The 15406-nt window shown below is 73.4% G+C and carries 15 protein-coding genes; 4 read left to right on the forward strand and 11 right to left on the reverse strand.

Translation table 11 applies throughout. From position 1 onward, the window contains the following. Positions 1–51: 51 nt before the first annotated feature. On the reverse strand, positions 52–1608 hold the full coding sequence (gene pdxR / locus BM076_RS07120) for a MocR-like pyridoxine biosynthesis transcription factor PdxR (RefSeq protein ID WP_093712504.1): 1557 nt from the start codon (positions 1606–1608) through the stop codon (positions 52–54). A gap of 46 nt (positions 1609–1654) precedes the next feature. Between pdxR and BM076_RS07125 the strand changes: the two genes are divergently transcribed. After that, positions 1655–2671: a DMT family transporter gene (locus tag BM076_RS07125; RefSeq protein ID WP_093712505.1), complete on the forward strand. Its 1017-nt coding sequence runs from the start codon at positions 1655–1657 to the stop codon at positions 2669–2671. Between the two features lie 181 nt (positions 2672–2852). Here the strand turns inward: BM076_RS07125 and BM076_RS07130 are convergent, their stop codons facing one another. Continuing rightward, positions 2853–4313, reverse strand: coding sequence for an NCS2 family permease (locus tag BM076_RS07130; RefSeq protein ID WP_093712506.1), 1461 nt, complete (start codon positions 4311–4313; stop codon positions 2853–2855). A gap of 210 nt (positions 4314–4523) precedes the next feature. Next, entirely contained in the window at positions 4524–5270 is a 747-nt protein-coding gene (locus BM076_RS07135; protein WP_093712507.1) for an SDR family oxidoreductase, read from the reverse strand. Between the two features lie 303 nt (positions 5271–5573). Here BM076_RS07135 and BM076_RS07140 point away from each other — a divergent pair, with 303 nt between their 5' ends. Next, on the forward strand, positions 5574–6335 hold the full coding sequence (locus BM076_RS07140; RefSeq protein ID WP_093712508.1) for a GntR family transcriptional regulator: 762 nt from the start codon (positions 5574–5576) through the stop codon (positions 6333–6335). Between the two features lie 113 nt (positions 6336–6448). Here the strand turns inward: BM076_RS07140 and BM076_RS07145 are convergent, their stop codons facing one another. From BM076_RS07145 to BM076_RS07175, 7 genes are all read right to left on the reverse strand, one after another. Next, positions 6449–7606, reverse strand: a complete 1158-nt coding sequence (locus BM076_RS07145; protein WP_093712509.1) for an ROK family protein — start codon at positions 7604–7606, stop codon at positions 6449–6451. A gap of 205 nt (positions 7607–7811) precedes the next feature. Continuing rightward, a complete protein-coding gene (gene mug, locus BM076_RS07150) occupies positions 7812–8390 on the reverse strand; it encodes a G/U mismatch-specific DNA glycosylase (RefSeq protein ID WP_093712510.1) in 579 nt (192 codons plus the stop codon). 28 nt (positions 8391–8418) lie between these two features. After that, a complete protein-coding gene (gene purB, locus BM076_RS07155) occupies positions 8419–9852 on the reverse strand; it encodes an adenylosuccinate lyase (protein WP_093712511.1) in 1434 nt (477 codons plus the stop codon). Between the two features lie 72 nt (positions 9853–9924). Continuing rightward, entirely contained in the window at positions 9925–10752 is an 828-nt protein-coding gene (locus BM076_RS07160) for an SGNH/GDSL hydrolase family protein (protein ID WP_093712512.1), read from the reverse strand. A gap of 177 nt (positions 10753–10929) precedes the next feature. Next, the gene (locus BM076_RS07165; RefSeq protein ID WP_093712513.1) at positions 10930–11946 is read right to left on the reverse strand and encodes a hemolysin family protein; all 1017 of its coding nucleotides are present in this window, start codon (positions 11944–11946) and stop codon (positions 10930–10932) included. Continuing rightward, entirely contained in the window at positions 11943–13307 is a 1365-nt protein-coding gene (locus tag BM076_RS07170) for a hemolysin family protein (RefSeq protein ID WP_093712514.1), read from the reverse strand. Before BM076_RS07170 ends, BM076_RS07165 begins: the two co-directional genes overlap by 4 nt. A 118-nt stretch (positions 13308–13425) precedes the next feature. Further along, complete coding sequence (locus BM076_RS07175) at positions 13426–13848, reverse strand: GNAT family N-acetyltransferase (protein ID WP_093712515.1); 423 nt, start codon at positions 13846–13848, stop codon at positions 13426–13428. 150 nt (positions 13849–13998) lie between these two features. On the opposite strand from BM076_RS07175, the gene BM076_RS07180 reads away from it, so the two are divergent. Continuing rightward, positions 13999–14262, forward strand: coding sequence for an antitoxin (locus tag BM076_RS07180; protein ID WP_093712516.1), 264 nt, complete (start codon positions 13999–14001; stop codon positions 14260–14262). Further along, on the forward strand, positions 14259–14645 hold the full coding sequence (locus tag BM076_RS07185; RefSeq protein ID WP_093712517.1) for a fic family toxin-antitoxin system, toxin component: 387 nt from the start codon (positions 14259–14261) through the stop codon (positions 14643–14645). The genes BM076_RS07180 and BM076_RS07185 overlap by 4 nt, the downstream gene beginning before the upstream one ends. A 22-nt stretch (positions 14646–14667) precedes the next feature. Here BM076_RS07185 and bioD read toward each other — a convergent pair whose 3' ends face one another. Beyond that, entirely contained in the window at positions 14668–15399 is a 732-nt protein-coding gene (bioD, locus tag BM076_RS07190) for a dethiobiotin synthase (protein WP_093712518.1), read from the reverse strand. Between the last annotated feature and the right edge of the window lie 7 nt (positions 15400–15406).

The following is a 15406-nucleotide window of genomic DNA, read 5'->3' on the forward strand; positions in this document are numbered from 1 at the left end:
CCCGCCCCGCGCGGACGCGCCGCCGACCGGCCGGGCGCGGGGCCCGTGTCCTCAGCGCGGTGCGGCCGCCTCCGCCGCGGCCAGCAGGCCGACCGCACGGGAGATCGCTTCCGGCGGGAGATGGGCGTAGCCCATGACGAGGTCGATGCGGGAAGCGGCGGCGGGCGTGGGGGAGTGGCGGTAGTCGGACAGCGGGCGGAGGGTGATGCCCGCCGACGTGGCGGCTGCCAGAAGGCGGGACTCGGGGCCGTAGCGCGGCGGGAGCGAGACGATGGCGTGCAGGCCGGCGGCGATGCCGGTGACCGCGGCGCCGGGGAAGTGCTCGGCCAGGGCGCCGGTGAGGATGTCGCGCCGACGGCGGTAGAGCCGCTGGCAGCGGCGCAGATGGCGGTCGTAGTGGCCGCCGGTGATGAAGTCGGCGAGCGCGGCCTGCTCGGTGACCGGATTGCCGAGGTCCATCGTCCGCTTGCGGCGTGCCGCCTCCGCGACGATGTCCGGCGGTGCGACGAGCCAGCCGAGCCGCAGACCCGGGGCGAGCGTCTTGCTGACCGACCCGGTGTACGCGACATGGCCGGGCGCCAGCCCCTGGAGGGCGCCGACCGGTGCCCGGTCGTACCGGAAGTCGCCGTCGTAGTCGTCCTCGACGACCAGACCGCCGACCGTACGCGCCCAGTCCGTGAGCAGGGCGCGCCGCCGCGCGGAATAGGCCACGCCCGACGGGAATTGGTGGCAGGGCGTGACGACGGCCGAGCGCACACCCGTGGCGGCCAGCGCCGGCACGCAGAGCCCGTCCGCGTCGACCGGCACGGGCACCGCCGCCAGACCGACCGCGCCCAGGAGACCGGTGTGCTCGGGACTGCCCGGGTCCTCGACCGCCATGGCGCGCTCACCGCGCGCGTGCAGCACCATACCGAGCAGCGTGTGCGCCTGCGCCACACCTGAGCAGACCATCACCTGGTCGGGTGCCGCCGCCACCCCGCGCCGCCGGGCCAGCAACTCGGCCAGCGCCTCCCGCAGTTCGGGAAGACCGCGCGGGTCGGGGTAGCCGAAGGCGCGGTGCGGCAACCGGCCGAGCACCCGGCGGTGCGCCGCCGACCAGGCGGCCCGCGGGAAGAACGACAGATCCGGAAGGCCGGGCCTGAAGTCCGTGGGACCACCGCGGTCGTCCGCGGGCGGCGGCGCCGTCGCGGCGGCCGCGTCCGCCGTGCCCGCGGCCGTCACCCATGTGCCCGAACCCTGCCGCCCGCTGAGATAGCCCTCGGCGGTGAGCTGCGCGTACGCGTCGGTGATCAGCCCCCGCGACACCCCGAGATCGGCGGCCAGTTCGCGGCTGGCGGGCAACTGGGTGCCGGGCGCCAGCCGCCCGGAGCGGACCGCGTCCCGCAGCGCCGCCTGCAATGCCCGGCCGCGCCCGCGCGCCGGCGCCGCGGCGGTCGGCAGCAGCAATTCCCACGCCGCCGGCCAGCCCGGAGACGGCGACGCCGTACCGTCCGACACGTCACCGTCCGCCGCCGTACCGTCCGGCGCCGCACTGGGCGCACCGTCCGACGAACCTCCCTGCGCATCGCTGGACGGCTCCGCATCCGAATTGGTCCTCTTGGCTCCCATGGGAATGGACCTTAAACCGGACCGCTTTCCTTCATAGCGTCGCCGTATGAACTCCTCTCCACGCGCCGGTTTCGTCCTCACCGCCGTCGCCTGCGTCCTGGTGGGCGCCTCCTTCACCGCGGGCGGCGCGCTCGTGGACTACCCGCACGCAGGCGGCCAGGCGCTCCGCTACGGCTCGGCGTGCCTGCTCCTGCTGTGGCCCGCCCGCAAGCAGGCGGGGCGGCGGCTGCGGGCGCTGACCGTACGGCAGTGGGCGCGGGCGGCGGCGGTCGCCGCGGTCGGCATGGTCGGGTTCAACCTGGCGATCCTGGCCGCGGAGCGGACCGCGGAACCCGCCGTGCCCGGCGTCCTGGTCGGCTGCGCGCCCATCGTGGTCGCGGTCCTGGTCCCGCTCGGCGCCGGGCGGCGCCCGACGGTGACCGTGACCGGGGGAGCGCTGCTCGTCGCCGCAGGCGCGTTCGTCGTCCAGGGCTGGGGCGGTACGGACGGCGCCGGCCTGTTCTGGTCGGTGCTCGCCCTGGCCGGCGAGGTCGGCTTCGCGCTGCTGGCCGCCCCTTTGGTACGGCCGCTGGGGCCGCCGCTGCTCTCGGCGTGCGTCTGCGCGCTGGCCGCCCTGGAAGCGGGCGCCGTGGGTATGGCGACGGACGGGAGCGCGGCGCTGCGGATGCCGACCGGGTCCGAGGCACTGGCGCTCGGCTGGCAGTCGGTGGTGGCCACCGTGATCGGCTTCGTCTGCTGGTACGCGGGCCTCCAGCGGATCGGCACCGAGCGCGCCACCCTTTTCTCCGGTCTCATCCCGGTGGCTGCCGCGGTCACCGCGCCCCTGGTCGCGGTCGGCACCTTCGGCACCGGGCAGCTCCTGGGCAGCGTCCTGGTGGCGTGCGGCGTCGCCGTGGGCTCGGGCGCGCTGCGGCGGCGCCGGGCGCGCGACGGCGCCCCGGCACCGCGGACCGATGCCGCGCCCGTGCCGGCGGCCACGCCCGGTCCCGCCGCGCACCACGCGGGACCCGGGCCCGCGACGGCCCGCGCGGAACCGGCCGCGGAGGCCGCCGCGGCGCCGTGACCGGCCCGGCGGAACGTGCTTCGTAAATTCTCCGGGAGCCGGGAACTCCCCGCGTATGGGGCGAGTTGTCACAGTACGGGCCGGTGCACAGCGCCGGTCCGGCCAGCAGCCCCGACCGGGCGCCCCCGTCCCGGTCGGGGCGTCGTGACCGCGCTCGGCGCCGACGCGTCCCGTACGCCGCCTACTTGGCGCCGAGCAGTTGTTGCAGCGGATCGATCGCGAAGTAGGCGAGGAAGCACACCGACACACCCCACACCAGGGGATGCACATCGCGCGCCTTGCCCAGGACGAGCTTGATCGTCACGAAGGACAGGAAGCCCGCGCCGATGCCGTTGGTGATGCTGTACGTGAAGGGCATCACGGCGATGGTGAGGAAGGCCGGGATGCCGATGTCGTACTGCGTCCAGTCGATGTTGCGGACCTGCGCCATCAGCAGGAAACCGACCGCGACCAGCGCGGGCGCCGCCGCCTGCGAGGGCACCACTCCCGCCAGCGGGGTCAGGAAGAGCGCGACGACGAAGAGCGCGCCCGTGACGACGCTCGCGAGCCCTGTACGGGCGCCCTCGCCGACACCGGCGGCCGACTCCACATAGGCGGTGTTCGACGAGGCGGAGGCCGCGCCGCCCGCGACGGCCGCGGCGCCGTCGATGAAGAGCACCCGGCCGATGTTCGGCACCCGGCCCTGCTCGTCCAGCAGCCCGGCCTCGTTGGAGATGCCGACGATCGTGCCCATCGCGTCGAAGAAGTCCGACAGCACCAGGGTGAAGACGAACAGCGCGGCGGTGACGACGCCCGCCTCCTGGAAGCCGCCGAAGAGACTGAAGTCCCCGATCAGCCCGAAGTCGGGTGTGGCCGTCACATGATGCGGCACCTTCGGCACCGTCAGGCCCCAGGCCGCGTCCGGCAGGTCGGCGATCTTGTTGACGATGATCGCCACGATCGTCATCACGACGATGCTGATCAGGATCGCGCCCTTGACCCGGCGCGCCAGCAGCGCCACCGTCAGCAGCACGCCGAGGCAGAAGACCAGCACCGGCCAGCCGGTGAGCGTCCCGGTCGCGCCGAGCTGCACCGGCACCGTCGTCTTGGCCGCGTCCGGGATGCGGCTGGCGAAACCGGCGTCCACGAAGCCGATGAAGGCGATGAACAGGCCGATGCCCACACTGATCGCCTGCTTGATCGGCTGCGGAATCGCGTTCATGATCGCCTCGCGGAGCCCGGTGGCGACCAGCACGCAGATCAGCAGGCCCTCCAGGACGACCAGCCCCATCGCGTCCGGCCAGCTCATCTTCGGCGCGAGCTGGAAGGCCACCACGGCGTTCAGCCCGAGGCCGGCCGCGATGGCCAGCGGCAGATTGCCGCCGACGCCCATGATCACCGTCATCACCGCCGCCACCAGGGCGGTGGCGGTGGTGAGTTGGGCGACCGAGAGGTGGTGCCCGAACTTGTCGGTCGCGCCGCCCAGGATGATCGGGTTGAGCACGAGGATGTACGCCATGGTGAAGAAGGTCGCGAGACCGCCGCGTATCTCCCGGCCCGGCGTGGAGCCACGTTCGGAGATCCGGAACCAGCGGTCCAGCGAACCGCCGGCGGGAGGCGGTGGTGACGTCGGCTTCTCGGTGTCGACGACGGGTCCTGGCATGGCGCTCCTCAGTTGTCTGCGCACGGTGAACGGGTACGGGGCACACGGATTGTGTCCGTAAGTCGAGCCCCGCGGGTTTCCGTGGCGTTACCCCGTATCACCGTCGGGTTTCAGCCATGCTCAGGTCAACACCTGTGGCGTCACGCGCTGTTGCGGATCCACCGGACCGGCCGTATCCGGCGAGGCGCACGACGGGAGGAGCCCGCGGCCTCAGAGACCGCCGGTCACCCGCAGCACCGCGCCCGTGGTGTACGACGCCTCGGGCGACAGCAGCCACGCCACCGCGTGCGCGATCTCCTCCGGCTCCCCGGGCCGGCGCATCGGGATGCGGTCCGGATTGCGCCACGGCCGTTCCGGATCGCCCATCGCCGCGTGGATCTCGGTGACGACCATGCCCGGCTGCACCGAATTGACCCGGACGCCGTCCGGCGCCAGCTCCTTGGACAGCCCCACCGTCAGCGAGTCGACCGCCGCCTTGCTCGCCGCGTAGTGCACGTACTCGCCGGGGCTGCCCAAAGTGGCCCCGCCCGACGAGATGTTGACGATCGCGCCGCCCGCGCCCCCGTACCGGGTGGACATCTCCAGGGCCGCGCGCCGCGCGCACAGGATCGCGCCCATCACGTTCACGTCCACGACGCGGCGCATCACCGCGACCGGCGTCTCGGTGAACCGGCCGAGCGGTCCGGTGATCCCCGCGTTGTTGACCAATCCGGTGACCGGACCCAGCTGCTCCTTGACGGTGTCGAAGAGCGTGTCGACCGCGGCCTCGTCGCTGGTGTCCGCCTGGACGGTCACGCAGCGCACGCCCGCCTCGCGGACCCGTGCGGCGGCCTCCTCGGCCGCGTCCCGCGCCCGTTCGTAACCGATGCCCACGTCGTGCCCCGCGGCCGCCAGCCGCAGTGCCACCGCCGCGCCGATACCCCGGCCGCCACCCGTCACCACGGTGACTGGACTCATCGATCCGCTCCTCTTCGTGTCCTCTTCGTGCCGTACCTGTCGTGCATCCCCGCAGCTCCACCCCCACAGAGATCACGAACGCTATCTCAGCGCACCGTCAACAACACATGAACGTCTCGCACAGCGGGCCCATAGCACGGCGCACCGACCGAGGATTGGTCTTGACCAAGTTCACGACCCGGCTCTATCGTCGAGTCGTAGTAGTGCAAGGACCTTTAATAAATAGTGGTTCGGAAACAAGGCTGAACAAGCCGAAGGCTGGCCCACAAGGCCCGCCCCGGACCTGGTGATTGCGAGGACAGGGTGGGGACCACGCAGCTCGAATCGGTGCAGGAGCCGAAGTACTGGCACCTCAAGACCGTGCTGAACGACGCCCTCGATTCGGAGTTCGAGGTCGGCGAGATCCTGCCGAACGAGCGGGACCTTGCCGCCCGTTTCGGTGTCGCGCGCGCGACACTGCGGCAGGCGCTCGAACAACTGGAGCTCGAAGGCCGCCTGCAGCGCCGCCGGGGCGTCGGCACCACCGTGGCTCCGCCGCGGATGGGTGTGCGCGTCGGACCGGTCGCCAACACCTGGCCCGGCTCCACGCTCGACTCCTGGAAGACCGTCGGCTGTGTCGAGGCCGTCGCGCCGCACGCGATCGCGGCCCTGCTCGGCACCGGTTCCGACGCGGCCGTGCACACCGTCCGCCGCGAGCGCGTAATGCGCGGCCAGCACGTCGCCACCGAGCTGCTCTACGTACCGCCGGCGTCCGTGCCCGAGCTGTCCACGATGCTCACGCCCGCGAACCACGCCCCCGCCGTGCTGCGGGAGCTGCACACGCTGGAGCTGGAGGGCGAGGACCGGTCCGTGGAGCTGGGCTCGGCGAGCGCCGAGGACGCCAAGCAGCTCGACCGGCTGCCCGGCGCGCCCGTGCTCGTCGTCACGACCCGCTACTTCTCCGCCGGCCGGGTCGCCGCCGCCTCCGTGGCCACCTACCGCGCCGACACCTGCCGGCTGACCTTCGGCGACTCCGGCGCCCTCGAGGTCACCCACCACGAAGAGGAGAGCCGTCAGGCCTCCTGACCGACGACCCCGCGCTGTCCCGGCACATCAGTGCCGGGACAGGTCTGTTCGGTGTGCCGGGACAAGCCCGGTCAGGGCCGGGACAGGTCCGGTAAGGGCGGCGACGAGCCCGGTCAGTGCAGGGACAGCGACGTCTGCTCGACCGCGAAGAGCTGCTCCTCGACGTGGTCGAGCGCCAGCCGCAGCGCCCCCGTGGCGATCGCCTCCTGGCCCAGCGCGGAGAGCGTCACCTTCGGCGGTCGCAGGCAGTAGCGGGCCAGCTCCGACCTGAGCGGTTCCAGTACCCCGTCAAGACCCGCCGCCCAGCCGCCGATCACCACCAGCTCCGGGTCGATCGCCAGCACCAGCGCGGCGACGTCGTGCACCAGGCGGCGCAGGAACCGTTCCACCGCGTCCTTGGCCTGCACATCGCCCTGCTTGGCCAGCGCGAAGACCCGCGCGACGGCCGGTTCGTCCAGCGGATGCAACGGCTTGCCCGTGGTGGACAGCAGATATTCGGGGGTGACCTCGCGGCCCAGCAGATGCAGGGCGCCGATCTCTCCGGCCGCGCCGCCGAAACCGCGGTGCAGCCGCCCGCCGATCAACGAGCCCGCCCCCGGGCTCAGCCCGGCCAGCACGAACACCACGTCGTCGGTGCCGACCGCGACACCCTTCCAGTGCTCGGCGACGGCCGCGACATTAGCGTCGTTCTCCACCAGCACCGGGCAGCGGAAGGAGCGCTGCAGCCGCTCGCCGAGCGGGAGCCCCGTCCAGCCGGGCAGCGCCGTGCTGAGGACCACCTCGCCGTGCGCCTCCACGATGCCGGGACTGCCCACGCCGACCGCCCACAGCGTGCTGCGCGCCACGCCCGCCTTGCGCAGCAGCTCGGCGACGGTGCCGCGGACCCGCTCCAGCCGGTCGTCGGCGGACGCGGCCTCGTCGACCTCGCGGCCGTGCGAACCCAGCACCTGCCCGCTGAGGTCCGACAGCACCACCCGTACCTGATGCGCGCCGATCTCGATGCCGAGCAGATGCCCGGCCTCGGCGTGGAAGCGGAACCGGCGGGCGGGGCGGCCCTGCTTGCGTCCGTCGGTGGCCTCGGGCGCCACCTCGACCACGAGGTCCGACTCGGTCAGGCCCTCGATGACGCCCTCGACGGTGGGCCGCGACAGACCGGTGGTGTGCACCAGCTCGGTCAGCGTCGGGGTCTGCGCCCCGCGCAGCGCGTGGAGGACGACCGCGGAATTGATCCGCCGTAGCAGGGATGGATCCCCGCCGGTGAGCCGCCCCAACGTCTGTCCTCCCAGCCTGTACCTGTGTGTGGCGGATCGTACCCGGCCCGGGGCGTTACGGCGAGTGCTCGCCCGAACCGGTCCCGTCGCATACGTCCGCGAAAACGCTGACGGGCCGCCAGTTGTCATCCGGCGGTGCTCCGCGCGACACACACGGGGCCGGACGACAGGGGGCGCGTACGGTTCCGGAATCCGGCCGGGGCCGCTACCTTCCGCGGCCGTCCGCGGGTGCGGGGACCTCCGCGGCGCCGTGGTCGGCCGCTTCCCGCAGCCGCGCGAACTCCTCGGCGAGCGCGGCCGGTGACCAGTGGGCGTTCAGTCCGCTGGGGCTGGGCAGTGCCCAGATCCGGGTCGCGCCGATCGTCCGCTCCTGCGGGCCGACCCGCGCGTGCTTGTCGGCGAAGGCGACCCGGTAGGCGGTGACGCCCAGCACCGCGAGCCAGGCCGGGCGGTACTCCTCGACCTTCGCGGTCAGCCGCCGCCCGCCCTCGACCAGTTCGTCGGCCGTCAGCTCGTCGGCGCGCGCGGTCGCCCGCCCGGCCACATTGGTGATGCCGAGGCCGAGCGCGAGCATCTCGTACTGCTCGGCCGGGGCGAAGCGGCGCGGGGTGAAGCCGGAGGCGTGCAGCGCGGGCCAGAAGCGGTTGCCCGGCCGGGCGAAGTGCTGCCCGAGGTGCGCCGACATCAGGCCCGGGTTGATCCCGCAGAACAGCACCCGCAGACCGCCCCCGATCACATCGGTCAGGGTGCGGTCGCGGGCCGCGGCGAGCTGTTCCGGCGTCATACGGCGGACCCTCCCACTGCCACGGGGGTCAGAGGATCGCCCCCGGGCGGTACGCCGCGGCCTGCGGATGCGCCTTGGTGACGTCCTCGATCCGCCGCACCACCTCGGCGACCTGCCCGGACGCCGCGCCGGTGAAGGACAGCCGGTCGGCCATCAGCGCGTCGAGCCCCGCCCGGTCCAGCGGAATCCGCTCGTCGGCGGCCAGCCGGTCGAGCAGCTCATTGCGCTCGGTGCCCTGCTCGCGCATCGCCAGCGCCGACGCCACCGCGTTCTCCTTGATCGCCTCGTGCGCGACCTCCCGGCCGACGCCCGCGCGCACCGCGCCCATCAGTACCTTCGTGGTGGCCAGGAACGGCAGGTAGCGGTCCAGTTCGCGCGCCACGACCGCGGGGAAGGCACCGAATTCGTCGAGCACCGTGAGGAAGGTCTCCAGCAGCCCGTCGAAGGCGAAGAAGGCGTCCGGCAGCGCGACCCGGCGCACCACCGAGCACGACACATCGCCCTCGTTCCACTGGTCGCCCGCCAGCTCGCCGGTCATCGACGCGTAGCCGCGCAGGATCACCATCAGGCCGTTGACGCGCTCGCAGGAGCGGGTGTTCATCTTGTGCGGCATCGCCGAGGAGCCGACCTGCCCCGGCTTGAAGCCCTCGGTGACCAGCTCGTGGCCGGCCATCAGCCGGATCGTCTTCGCCAGCGACGAGGGGCCCGCCGCGAGCTGCACCAGCGCGGTCACCGCGTCGTAGTCCAGCGAGCGCGGGTAGACCTGGCCGACGGAGGTGAAGGCCCGGGAGAAGCCGAGGTGGTCGGCGATCCGGTGCTCCAGCTCGGCGAGCTTGGCGCTGTCGCCGCCCAGCAGGTCCAGCATGTCCTGGGCGGTGCCCACCGGGCCCTTGATGCCGCGCAGCGGATAGCGGCCGAGCAGGTCCTCGACCCGCTCGAAGGCCACCAGCAGCTCGTCGGCGGTGGTCGCGAACCGCTTGCCGAGCGTCGTCGCCTGCGCGGCCACATTGTGCGAGCGGCCCGCCATCACCAGCTCCGCGTACTCGCCCGCGAGCTGACCCAGCCGGGCGAGCACCGCGACCGTACGGTCCCTGACGTGCTCGAGCGACAGCCGGATCTGGAGCTGCTCCACATTCTCGGTCAGGTCACGGGACGTCATGCCCTTGTGCACCTGCTCGTGCCCGGCCAGCGCGTTGAACTCCTCGATCCGCGCCTTCACATCGTGCCGGGTGACCTTCTCGCGCTCGGCGATCGACCCGAGGTCCACCTGCTCCAGGACCCGCTCGTAGTCCGCGAGCGCCTGGTCCGGCACGTCGATGCCCAGATCCTTCTGGGCCCGCAGCACCGCCAGCCACAGGCGGCGCTCGAGCACCACCTTCTGCTCGGGGGACCACAGGGTCGCCAGCTCCGCCGAGGCGTAGCGGCCGGCCAGGACGTTCGGGATGCGCGGCTTAGCAGTCACGTGTGGAGATTCTACTGGTCGCGGCGGTGCCGCTGGTCCGGGCGACGGCCAGGGCGTGCGGCGGGACGGCGGTCAGTCCTCGGACGACGGCAGCGGCGCGTACGGCAGCAGGTCCGGCCGTTTGGCCGGGCGGCCGTCGCCCGAGGAGCGGCCGGTGAGCCGGCGGGCGATCCACGGGAGCAGATGCTGCCGGGTGAAGCGCGCGTCGGCGGTGCGGCGGGCCGCCCAGCCGGGGCGGACCGCGGGCGGCAGGCCGACCGTCCAGTCCGACTCGGGCGGCAGGCCGAGGGTCTGCCACACCGCCTCGGCGACCCGCCGGTGGCCCTCCGCCGTCAGATGCAGCCGGTCGTCGCCCCACATTCGCTGGTCGCCGAGCACCTCGGCGCCGTGCAGGTCCACCACGAGGGCGCCGTGCCGGGCCGCGAGGTCGTCGAGGAAGGCGTAGAGCTGCTCCATACGGGGCAGGAAGCGGGCCGCCACCGGGCCGCGCCTGGCCGGGCTGCGCATCAGGACGAGTTGCTCGCAGGCGGGCGCGAGTCGCTCCACCGAGCTCTCCAGCGCCGCGCAAACGGCGTCCACGTCGCATTTGGGCCGCAGCACATCATTGAGCCCGCCGACCAGCGTGATCAGGTCGGCGCCCATCGCGGCGGCGACATCGACCTGGTCCTCGGAGATCTGCCGGATCAGCTTGCCGCGGACGGCGAGATTGGCGTAGCGGAAGTCCTGGCCGGGCTCGGCCCGCGCGGCCAGGCGGGCGGCGAGCAGATCGGCCCAGCCCCGGTAGGTGCCGTCGGGCAGCAGGTCCGACATGCCCTCGGTGAAGGAGTCCCCGAGGGCGACGAAGCTGGTGTACGTGGCGGGCGTGGAGCCGCTCGCGGTGGTCTGTGCGTCTGTCTGCATGGCGCGGGTGATCCTATGCGACCGCTCAGTCCGGCCGGTCACGAGGGGCGCCCCGCGGGTCGGGCGGCCCGACGCGTATGGCGAGGGCGTCCCGCGGGTCGGGCGGCCCGGCGCGTACGGCGAGGGCGTCCTGGTGCGTCGGGCCGGCCCGGCGGCGTCACCGGCGCGCAGACGGTCTCACGGCCGGCCGCGGCCGACCAGTTCCTTGAGGACGTCCTCCATCGTCACCAGGCCGATGCCGCGGCCCTCCTCGTCCACCACCGCCGCCAGATGGGCGCTGCCCGCGCGCATCGCGGTCAGCACGTCGTCCAGCGGCGTGGCGGCGCCGACCCTGGTGATCCGGCGCAGCGCGGGCAGCGGGAAGGGCGCGTCCCGGGGATCGGCGTCCAGCGCGTCCTTGACGTGCAGATATCCGCGCACCCGGCCGTCGGCGTCGGCGACCGGGAAGCGCGAGTAGCCGGATTCTGCGGCCAGCGCCTCCAGACCCTCGGGCGTGATGCCCAGCGGCGCCCGTACCACCCGCTCGGGCGGCACCACGATCTCGCCGACCGGCCGTCGTCCCAGTTCCAGCGCGTCCCGCAGCCGCGCGGTGGCCCGCTGGTCCAGCAGGCCCGCCGCCTCCGCGTCCACCACCATCCGCGACAGCTCGTCGTCGGAGAACACCGACGCCACCTCCTGGCGCGGCTCCACCCGCAGCATCCGCAGCAGCGTGTTCGCGAACGCGTTGATCGCGAAGATCACCGGCCGCAGCGCCCTGGTCAGCGTCACCAGGGGTGGCCCGAGCAGCAGCGCGGAGCGCACCGGATCGGCGAGCGCGATGTTCTTCGGCACCATCTCGCCGAACAGCATGTGCAGATACGTCGCCACCGCCAGCGCGATGACGAACGCGATCACATGGATGGCGCTGTCGGGCACATTCACGGCGTGGAACACCGGTTCCAGCAGATGCGCGATCGCGGGCTCGGCGACGATGCCGAGCACCAGCGTGCAGACCGTGATGCCGAGCTGCGCCGCGGCCAGCAGCGGCGACAGGTGTTCCAGCCCCCACACCACGGCGCGGGCCCGCCGGTCACCGCCCTCGGCGAGCGTCTCCACCTGGCCGCGGCGCACCGAGATCATGGCGAATTCGGCGCCGACGAAGAAGGCGTTCGCCACCAGGGTGAACGCGCCGATCAGCAACTGGACGACGGTCATCGGCCGCGGCCCCCGTCCTCGGCCCCGCTCGGGCCGGGCGCCGGGTCCGGCTCGCGCGGCGGCGAGACCAGCCGGGCCCGGGACGCGCGGTGGCCGCTCGCGTCGGTGACCTCGATCCGCCAGCCGTCCAGCTCGACCACGTCGCCGCGCTCCGGGATCCGGCCCAGGCGCTGCGCGACCAGACCGGCGAGCGTCTCGTACGGGCCGTCCGGGGCGTGCAGCCCGATCCGCTCAAGACGGTCCTCGGTCCGTGTCGCGCCGTCCGCGTCGTAGATGCGGCGCCCGTCCGGCGCCTCCCGCAGGAAGAGCAGGTCGGGCAGCTCCTGGGGGTCGTGCTCGTCGCGCACCTCGCCGACGACCTCCTCGACGATGTCCTCCAGTGTCACGACCCCGGCGGTGCCCCCGTACTCGTCGATCACCACCGCCATGGAGCGGCGCCCCGACAGCCGGTCGAGCAGCTTGTCCACGGTCAGCGTCTCCGGCACCAGCAGCGGCTCCCGCAGCAGTTCGGTGACCGGCACCCGGGCCCGCCGGTCCGCGGGCACGGCGAGGACGTCCTTGACGTGGGCCGTGCCGATCACCGAGTCCAGGCTGCCGCGGTAGACGGGGAAGCGGGACAGGCCGGTCGCGCGGGTCGCGTTCGCCACGTCCTCGGCGGTGGCCTGCGCGTCCAGCGCGGTGACCTGGACGCGGGGCGTCATCACGTTCTCCGCGGTCAGGTCGGCGAGGCTGAGCGTCCGTACGAACAGCTCCGCCGTGTCCGCCTCCAGCGCCCCCTCCTTCGCGGAGTGCCGTGCCAGCGCGGCCAGTTCCTGCGGCCCGCGCGCCGACGCCAGCTCCTCCGCGGGTTCCAGGCCCATCGCCCGCAGGATCCGGTTGGCGGTGTTGTTCAGGTGGTGGATCAGCGGGTGGAAGGCCGTGGTGAAGGCGCGCTGCGGCGCCGCGACCGCCTTGGCGACGGGCAGTGGCCGGGAGATCGCCCAGTTCTTCGGCACCAGCTCGCCGATCACCATCAGCGCCACCGTGGAGATCGCCGTGCCCAGTACCAGCGCCACCGAGGACGCCCCCGTGTCGGGCAGTCCGACCGCGCGCAGCGGGCCGCGCAGCAGCTTCGCGATCGAGCCCTTGGCGAGCATGCCGATGACCAGGCCGGTCACCGTGATGCCCAGCTGGGCGCCGGACAGCTGCACCGTCAGCGTCCGTACGGCGGCGAGCGCCGCCGCGGCCCCCCGTTCCCCCTCCCGCTCCGCGCGCTCCAGCTCGCCCCGCTCGATCGTCGTCAGCGAGAACTCGGCCGCGACGAACAGGCCGCAGGCCAGGGTGAGCAGTACGGCCACCACCAGCAGCAGTGCTTCAGTCATCCCGTCACCTCGGTCCCATGATCAACCACGACGGGCGGCGGCGCGCGGCATTCAGGACGAGAGGGTGGACGCCCACCCCCGGGCGCCCGCCCCGCCCGGACTCCACCCCAGGCTCGCTTCAGCCGAGGCTCTTCGTCCACCTGCGCCACCGCGCCTCACGGACATAGCCCGCGGCCGACCACGCGCCATGGGCGGTGACATTGCGTTCCAGGACCATCGCGTCGCCGCGCCGGCCGCCGAGGGCGGTGAAGCGCCGTTCGGCGGCCGAGAGCAGCGCGGTGGCGACGCCCTGACGACGGGCGGCGGGGTGCACGGCCAGGCGGTAGAGGTGGCAGCGCCAGCCGTCGAACCCCGCGATGACGGTGCCGACCAGCGTGCCGTCGCGCTCGGCGAGCAGCAGGGCCCCGGGGTCGCGGGCGACCAGCCCGGCCACGCCCGCCTCGTCGTCGCTGATGCTGGTGCCCTCGGCCGCGACCCGCCAGAAACCGAGGACGGCCGGGACGTCCGACGGATCGGCGGACCGTATACGAAGATCGCTCATGTCCTCATCCCATCACCGTGCCGCGGGGCGTACGCGGCATTCCGGCATGCGAGACGCCGTATGCGGCTGCCCCCTCCTGGCCGTCGGCGCGGCGCCGTCCCGGCAAAAGCGCTCTTGCCGCTACTAGCGCCACGGCGCTAGCGTGGACACATGCCGAAGACCCAGTTGAACGTTCGGGTGGACGAAGCCACGGCCGAGACGGCCAGGCAGCGCGCCTCGCAGCGCGGCATCAGTGTCAACCGCTACATCGAGGAACTCGTCCGGCAGGACGAGGGGGAGAACGGCAAGGCGTTCGTCGAGGCCGCCGCCGACTTCATGAAGCGCTACGAAGAAGTGTTCGCGGAAGAGTTCGGTACCCGGGACGGCAAGGACATCCGGGACGGCAGGGACATCCGCGGCGAAGGCGCGCGTTGACCCTTCGGATCAGTCTCTCCTGGCTGCTGATGGTCGCGGAGCGCTACACGCCGGGCGATCCGCAGGTGACCGACTGGGGCGCGCTCGTCGCCGCGGTCGGCAGGCACGACGCGGAGATCTTCGGCACGCCCGTGTACACGGACACGCACACCAGGGCCGCCGCCCTGCTCCAGCTGCTGGTGCACGTACCGGCCCTGGAGGAGAGCAACGCGCTGTACGCCTCGGCCGTCGCCTACGCGTATCTGGTCGCCAGCGGCCTCAAGCCCGCCATGACCCCGGAGCAGGTCCGCGATCTGGCGCGGCTGGTCAAGGACGGCACCGCGCCGCTGGAGAGCATCGCCGACGAGCTGCGGAGCTGGACGACCGAGCCGCGGCAGGGCTGAGGCCCGCGCCGCGCCGCGGACGTCAGGCGCCGTACGGCTCCGGCGCGTACACCTCGGCGAAGGCCGCCGCGTCCCAGGTCCCGCCGAGCTGGGGGGCCAGCCAGTCCGGGGCGGCGGCGCGGAAGGCCGCGGGGGACAGCGCGCCGGCGGCCTCGGGGAGCGCGCCGAGCAGCGGCGCCTTGGCGGCCTCCTGGAGATCGGCGATGTTGCAGCGCTCGGCCAGCTCGGGTTCCGACCGCCAGCTGCCGATGATGACGCCGATGCAGTCGACCTTGCGGGCCTCCAGCGCCTCCACCGTCAGAGCGGTCGAGTTGAGGGTGCCGAGCCCGGCGGGGGCGACCAGCAGCACACGGGCGCGCAGCAGCGCGGCGGCGTCGGCGAGCGTCGAGCCCTGTTCGTCGTAGCGCACCAGCAGGCCGCCCGCGCCCTCGACCAGGACGACATCGTGCACGGCGGCCAGCTTGGCCGCGGCCTCCGCGATGTCCTCCGGGCCGACCGGCCGGATACCGGCCCTGCGGGCCGCGGTGGCCGGCGCCAACGGCTCGGGATAGCGGGCGAGTTCGGCGGCCGTGACGGCGCCCGCCAGCCGGGCCACCTCGGCGGCGTCGCCCGGCTCCCCGTCGGCCACGCCCGTCTGCGCGGGCTTGAGCACGGCCACGCTCAGCCCCTGGGCGAGCGACGCGGCGGCCACGGCGGCGGTCGCCACCGTCTTGCCGACCTCGGTACCCGTTCCGGTGATGACCACGATGGCCATGGTGTCG

Origin of the sequence: Actinacidiphila alni (assembly GCF_900112845.1) — a bacterium.
Lineage (GTDB): Bacteria > Actinomycetota > Actinomycetes > Streptomycetales > Streptomycetaceae > Actinacidiphila > Actinacidiphila alni.

Excerpts from the sequence above, each read along its gene's own strand:
- pdxR (WP_093712504.1), bottom strand. The coding sequence starts at position 1,608 with ATGGGAGCCAAGAGGACCAATTCGGATGCGGAGCCGTCCAGCGATGCG.
- BM076_RS07125 (WP_093712505.1), top strand. The coding sequence starts at position 1,655 with ATGAACTCCTCTCCACGCGCCGGTTTCGTCCTCACCGCCGTCGCCTGC.
- BM076_RS07130 (WP_093712506.1), bottom strand. The coding sequence starts at position 4,313 with ATGCCAGGACCCGTCGTCGACACCGAGAAGCCGACGTCACCACCGCCT.
- BM076_RS07135 (WP_093712507.1), bottom strand. The coding sequence starts at position 5,270 with ATGAGTCCAGTCACCGTGGTGACGGGTGGCGGCCGGGGTATCGGCGCG.
- mug (WP_093712510.1), bottom strand. The coding sequence starts at position 8,390 with ATGACGCCGGAACAGCTCGCCGCGGCCCGCGACCGCACCCTGACCGAT.
- BM076_RS07160 (WP_093712512.1), bottom strand. The coding sequence starts at position 10,752 with ATGCAGACAGACGCACAGACCACCGCGAGCGGCTCCACGCCCGCCACG.
- BM076_RS07165 (WP_093712513.1), bottom strand. The coding sequence starts at position 11,946 with ATGACCGTCGTCCAGTTGCTGATCGGCGCGTTCACCCTGGTGGCGAAC.
- BM076_RS07170 (WP_093712514.1), bottom strand. The coding sequence starts at position 13,307 with ATGACTGAAGCACTGCTGCTGGTGGTGGCCGTACTGCTCACCCTGGCC.
- BM076_RS07175 (WP_093712515.1), bottom strand. The coding sequence starts at position 13,848 with ATGAGCGATCTTCGTATACGGTCCGCCGATCCGTCGGACGTCCCGGCC.
- BM076_RS07180 (WP_093712516.1), top strand. The coding sequence starts at position 13,999 with ATGCCGAAGACCCAGTTGAACGTTCGGGTGGACGAAGCCACGGCCGAG.
- bioD (WP_093712518.1), bottom strand. The coding sequence starts at position 15,399 with ATGGCCATCGTGGTCATCACCGGAACGGGTACCGAGGTCGGCAAGACG.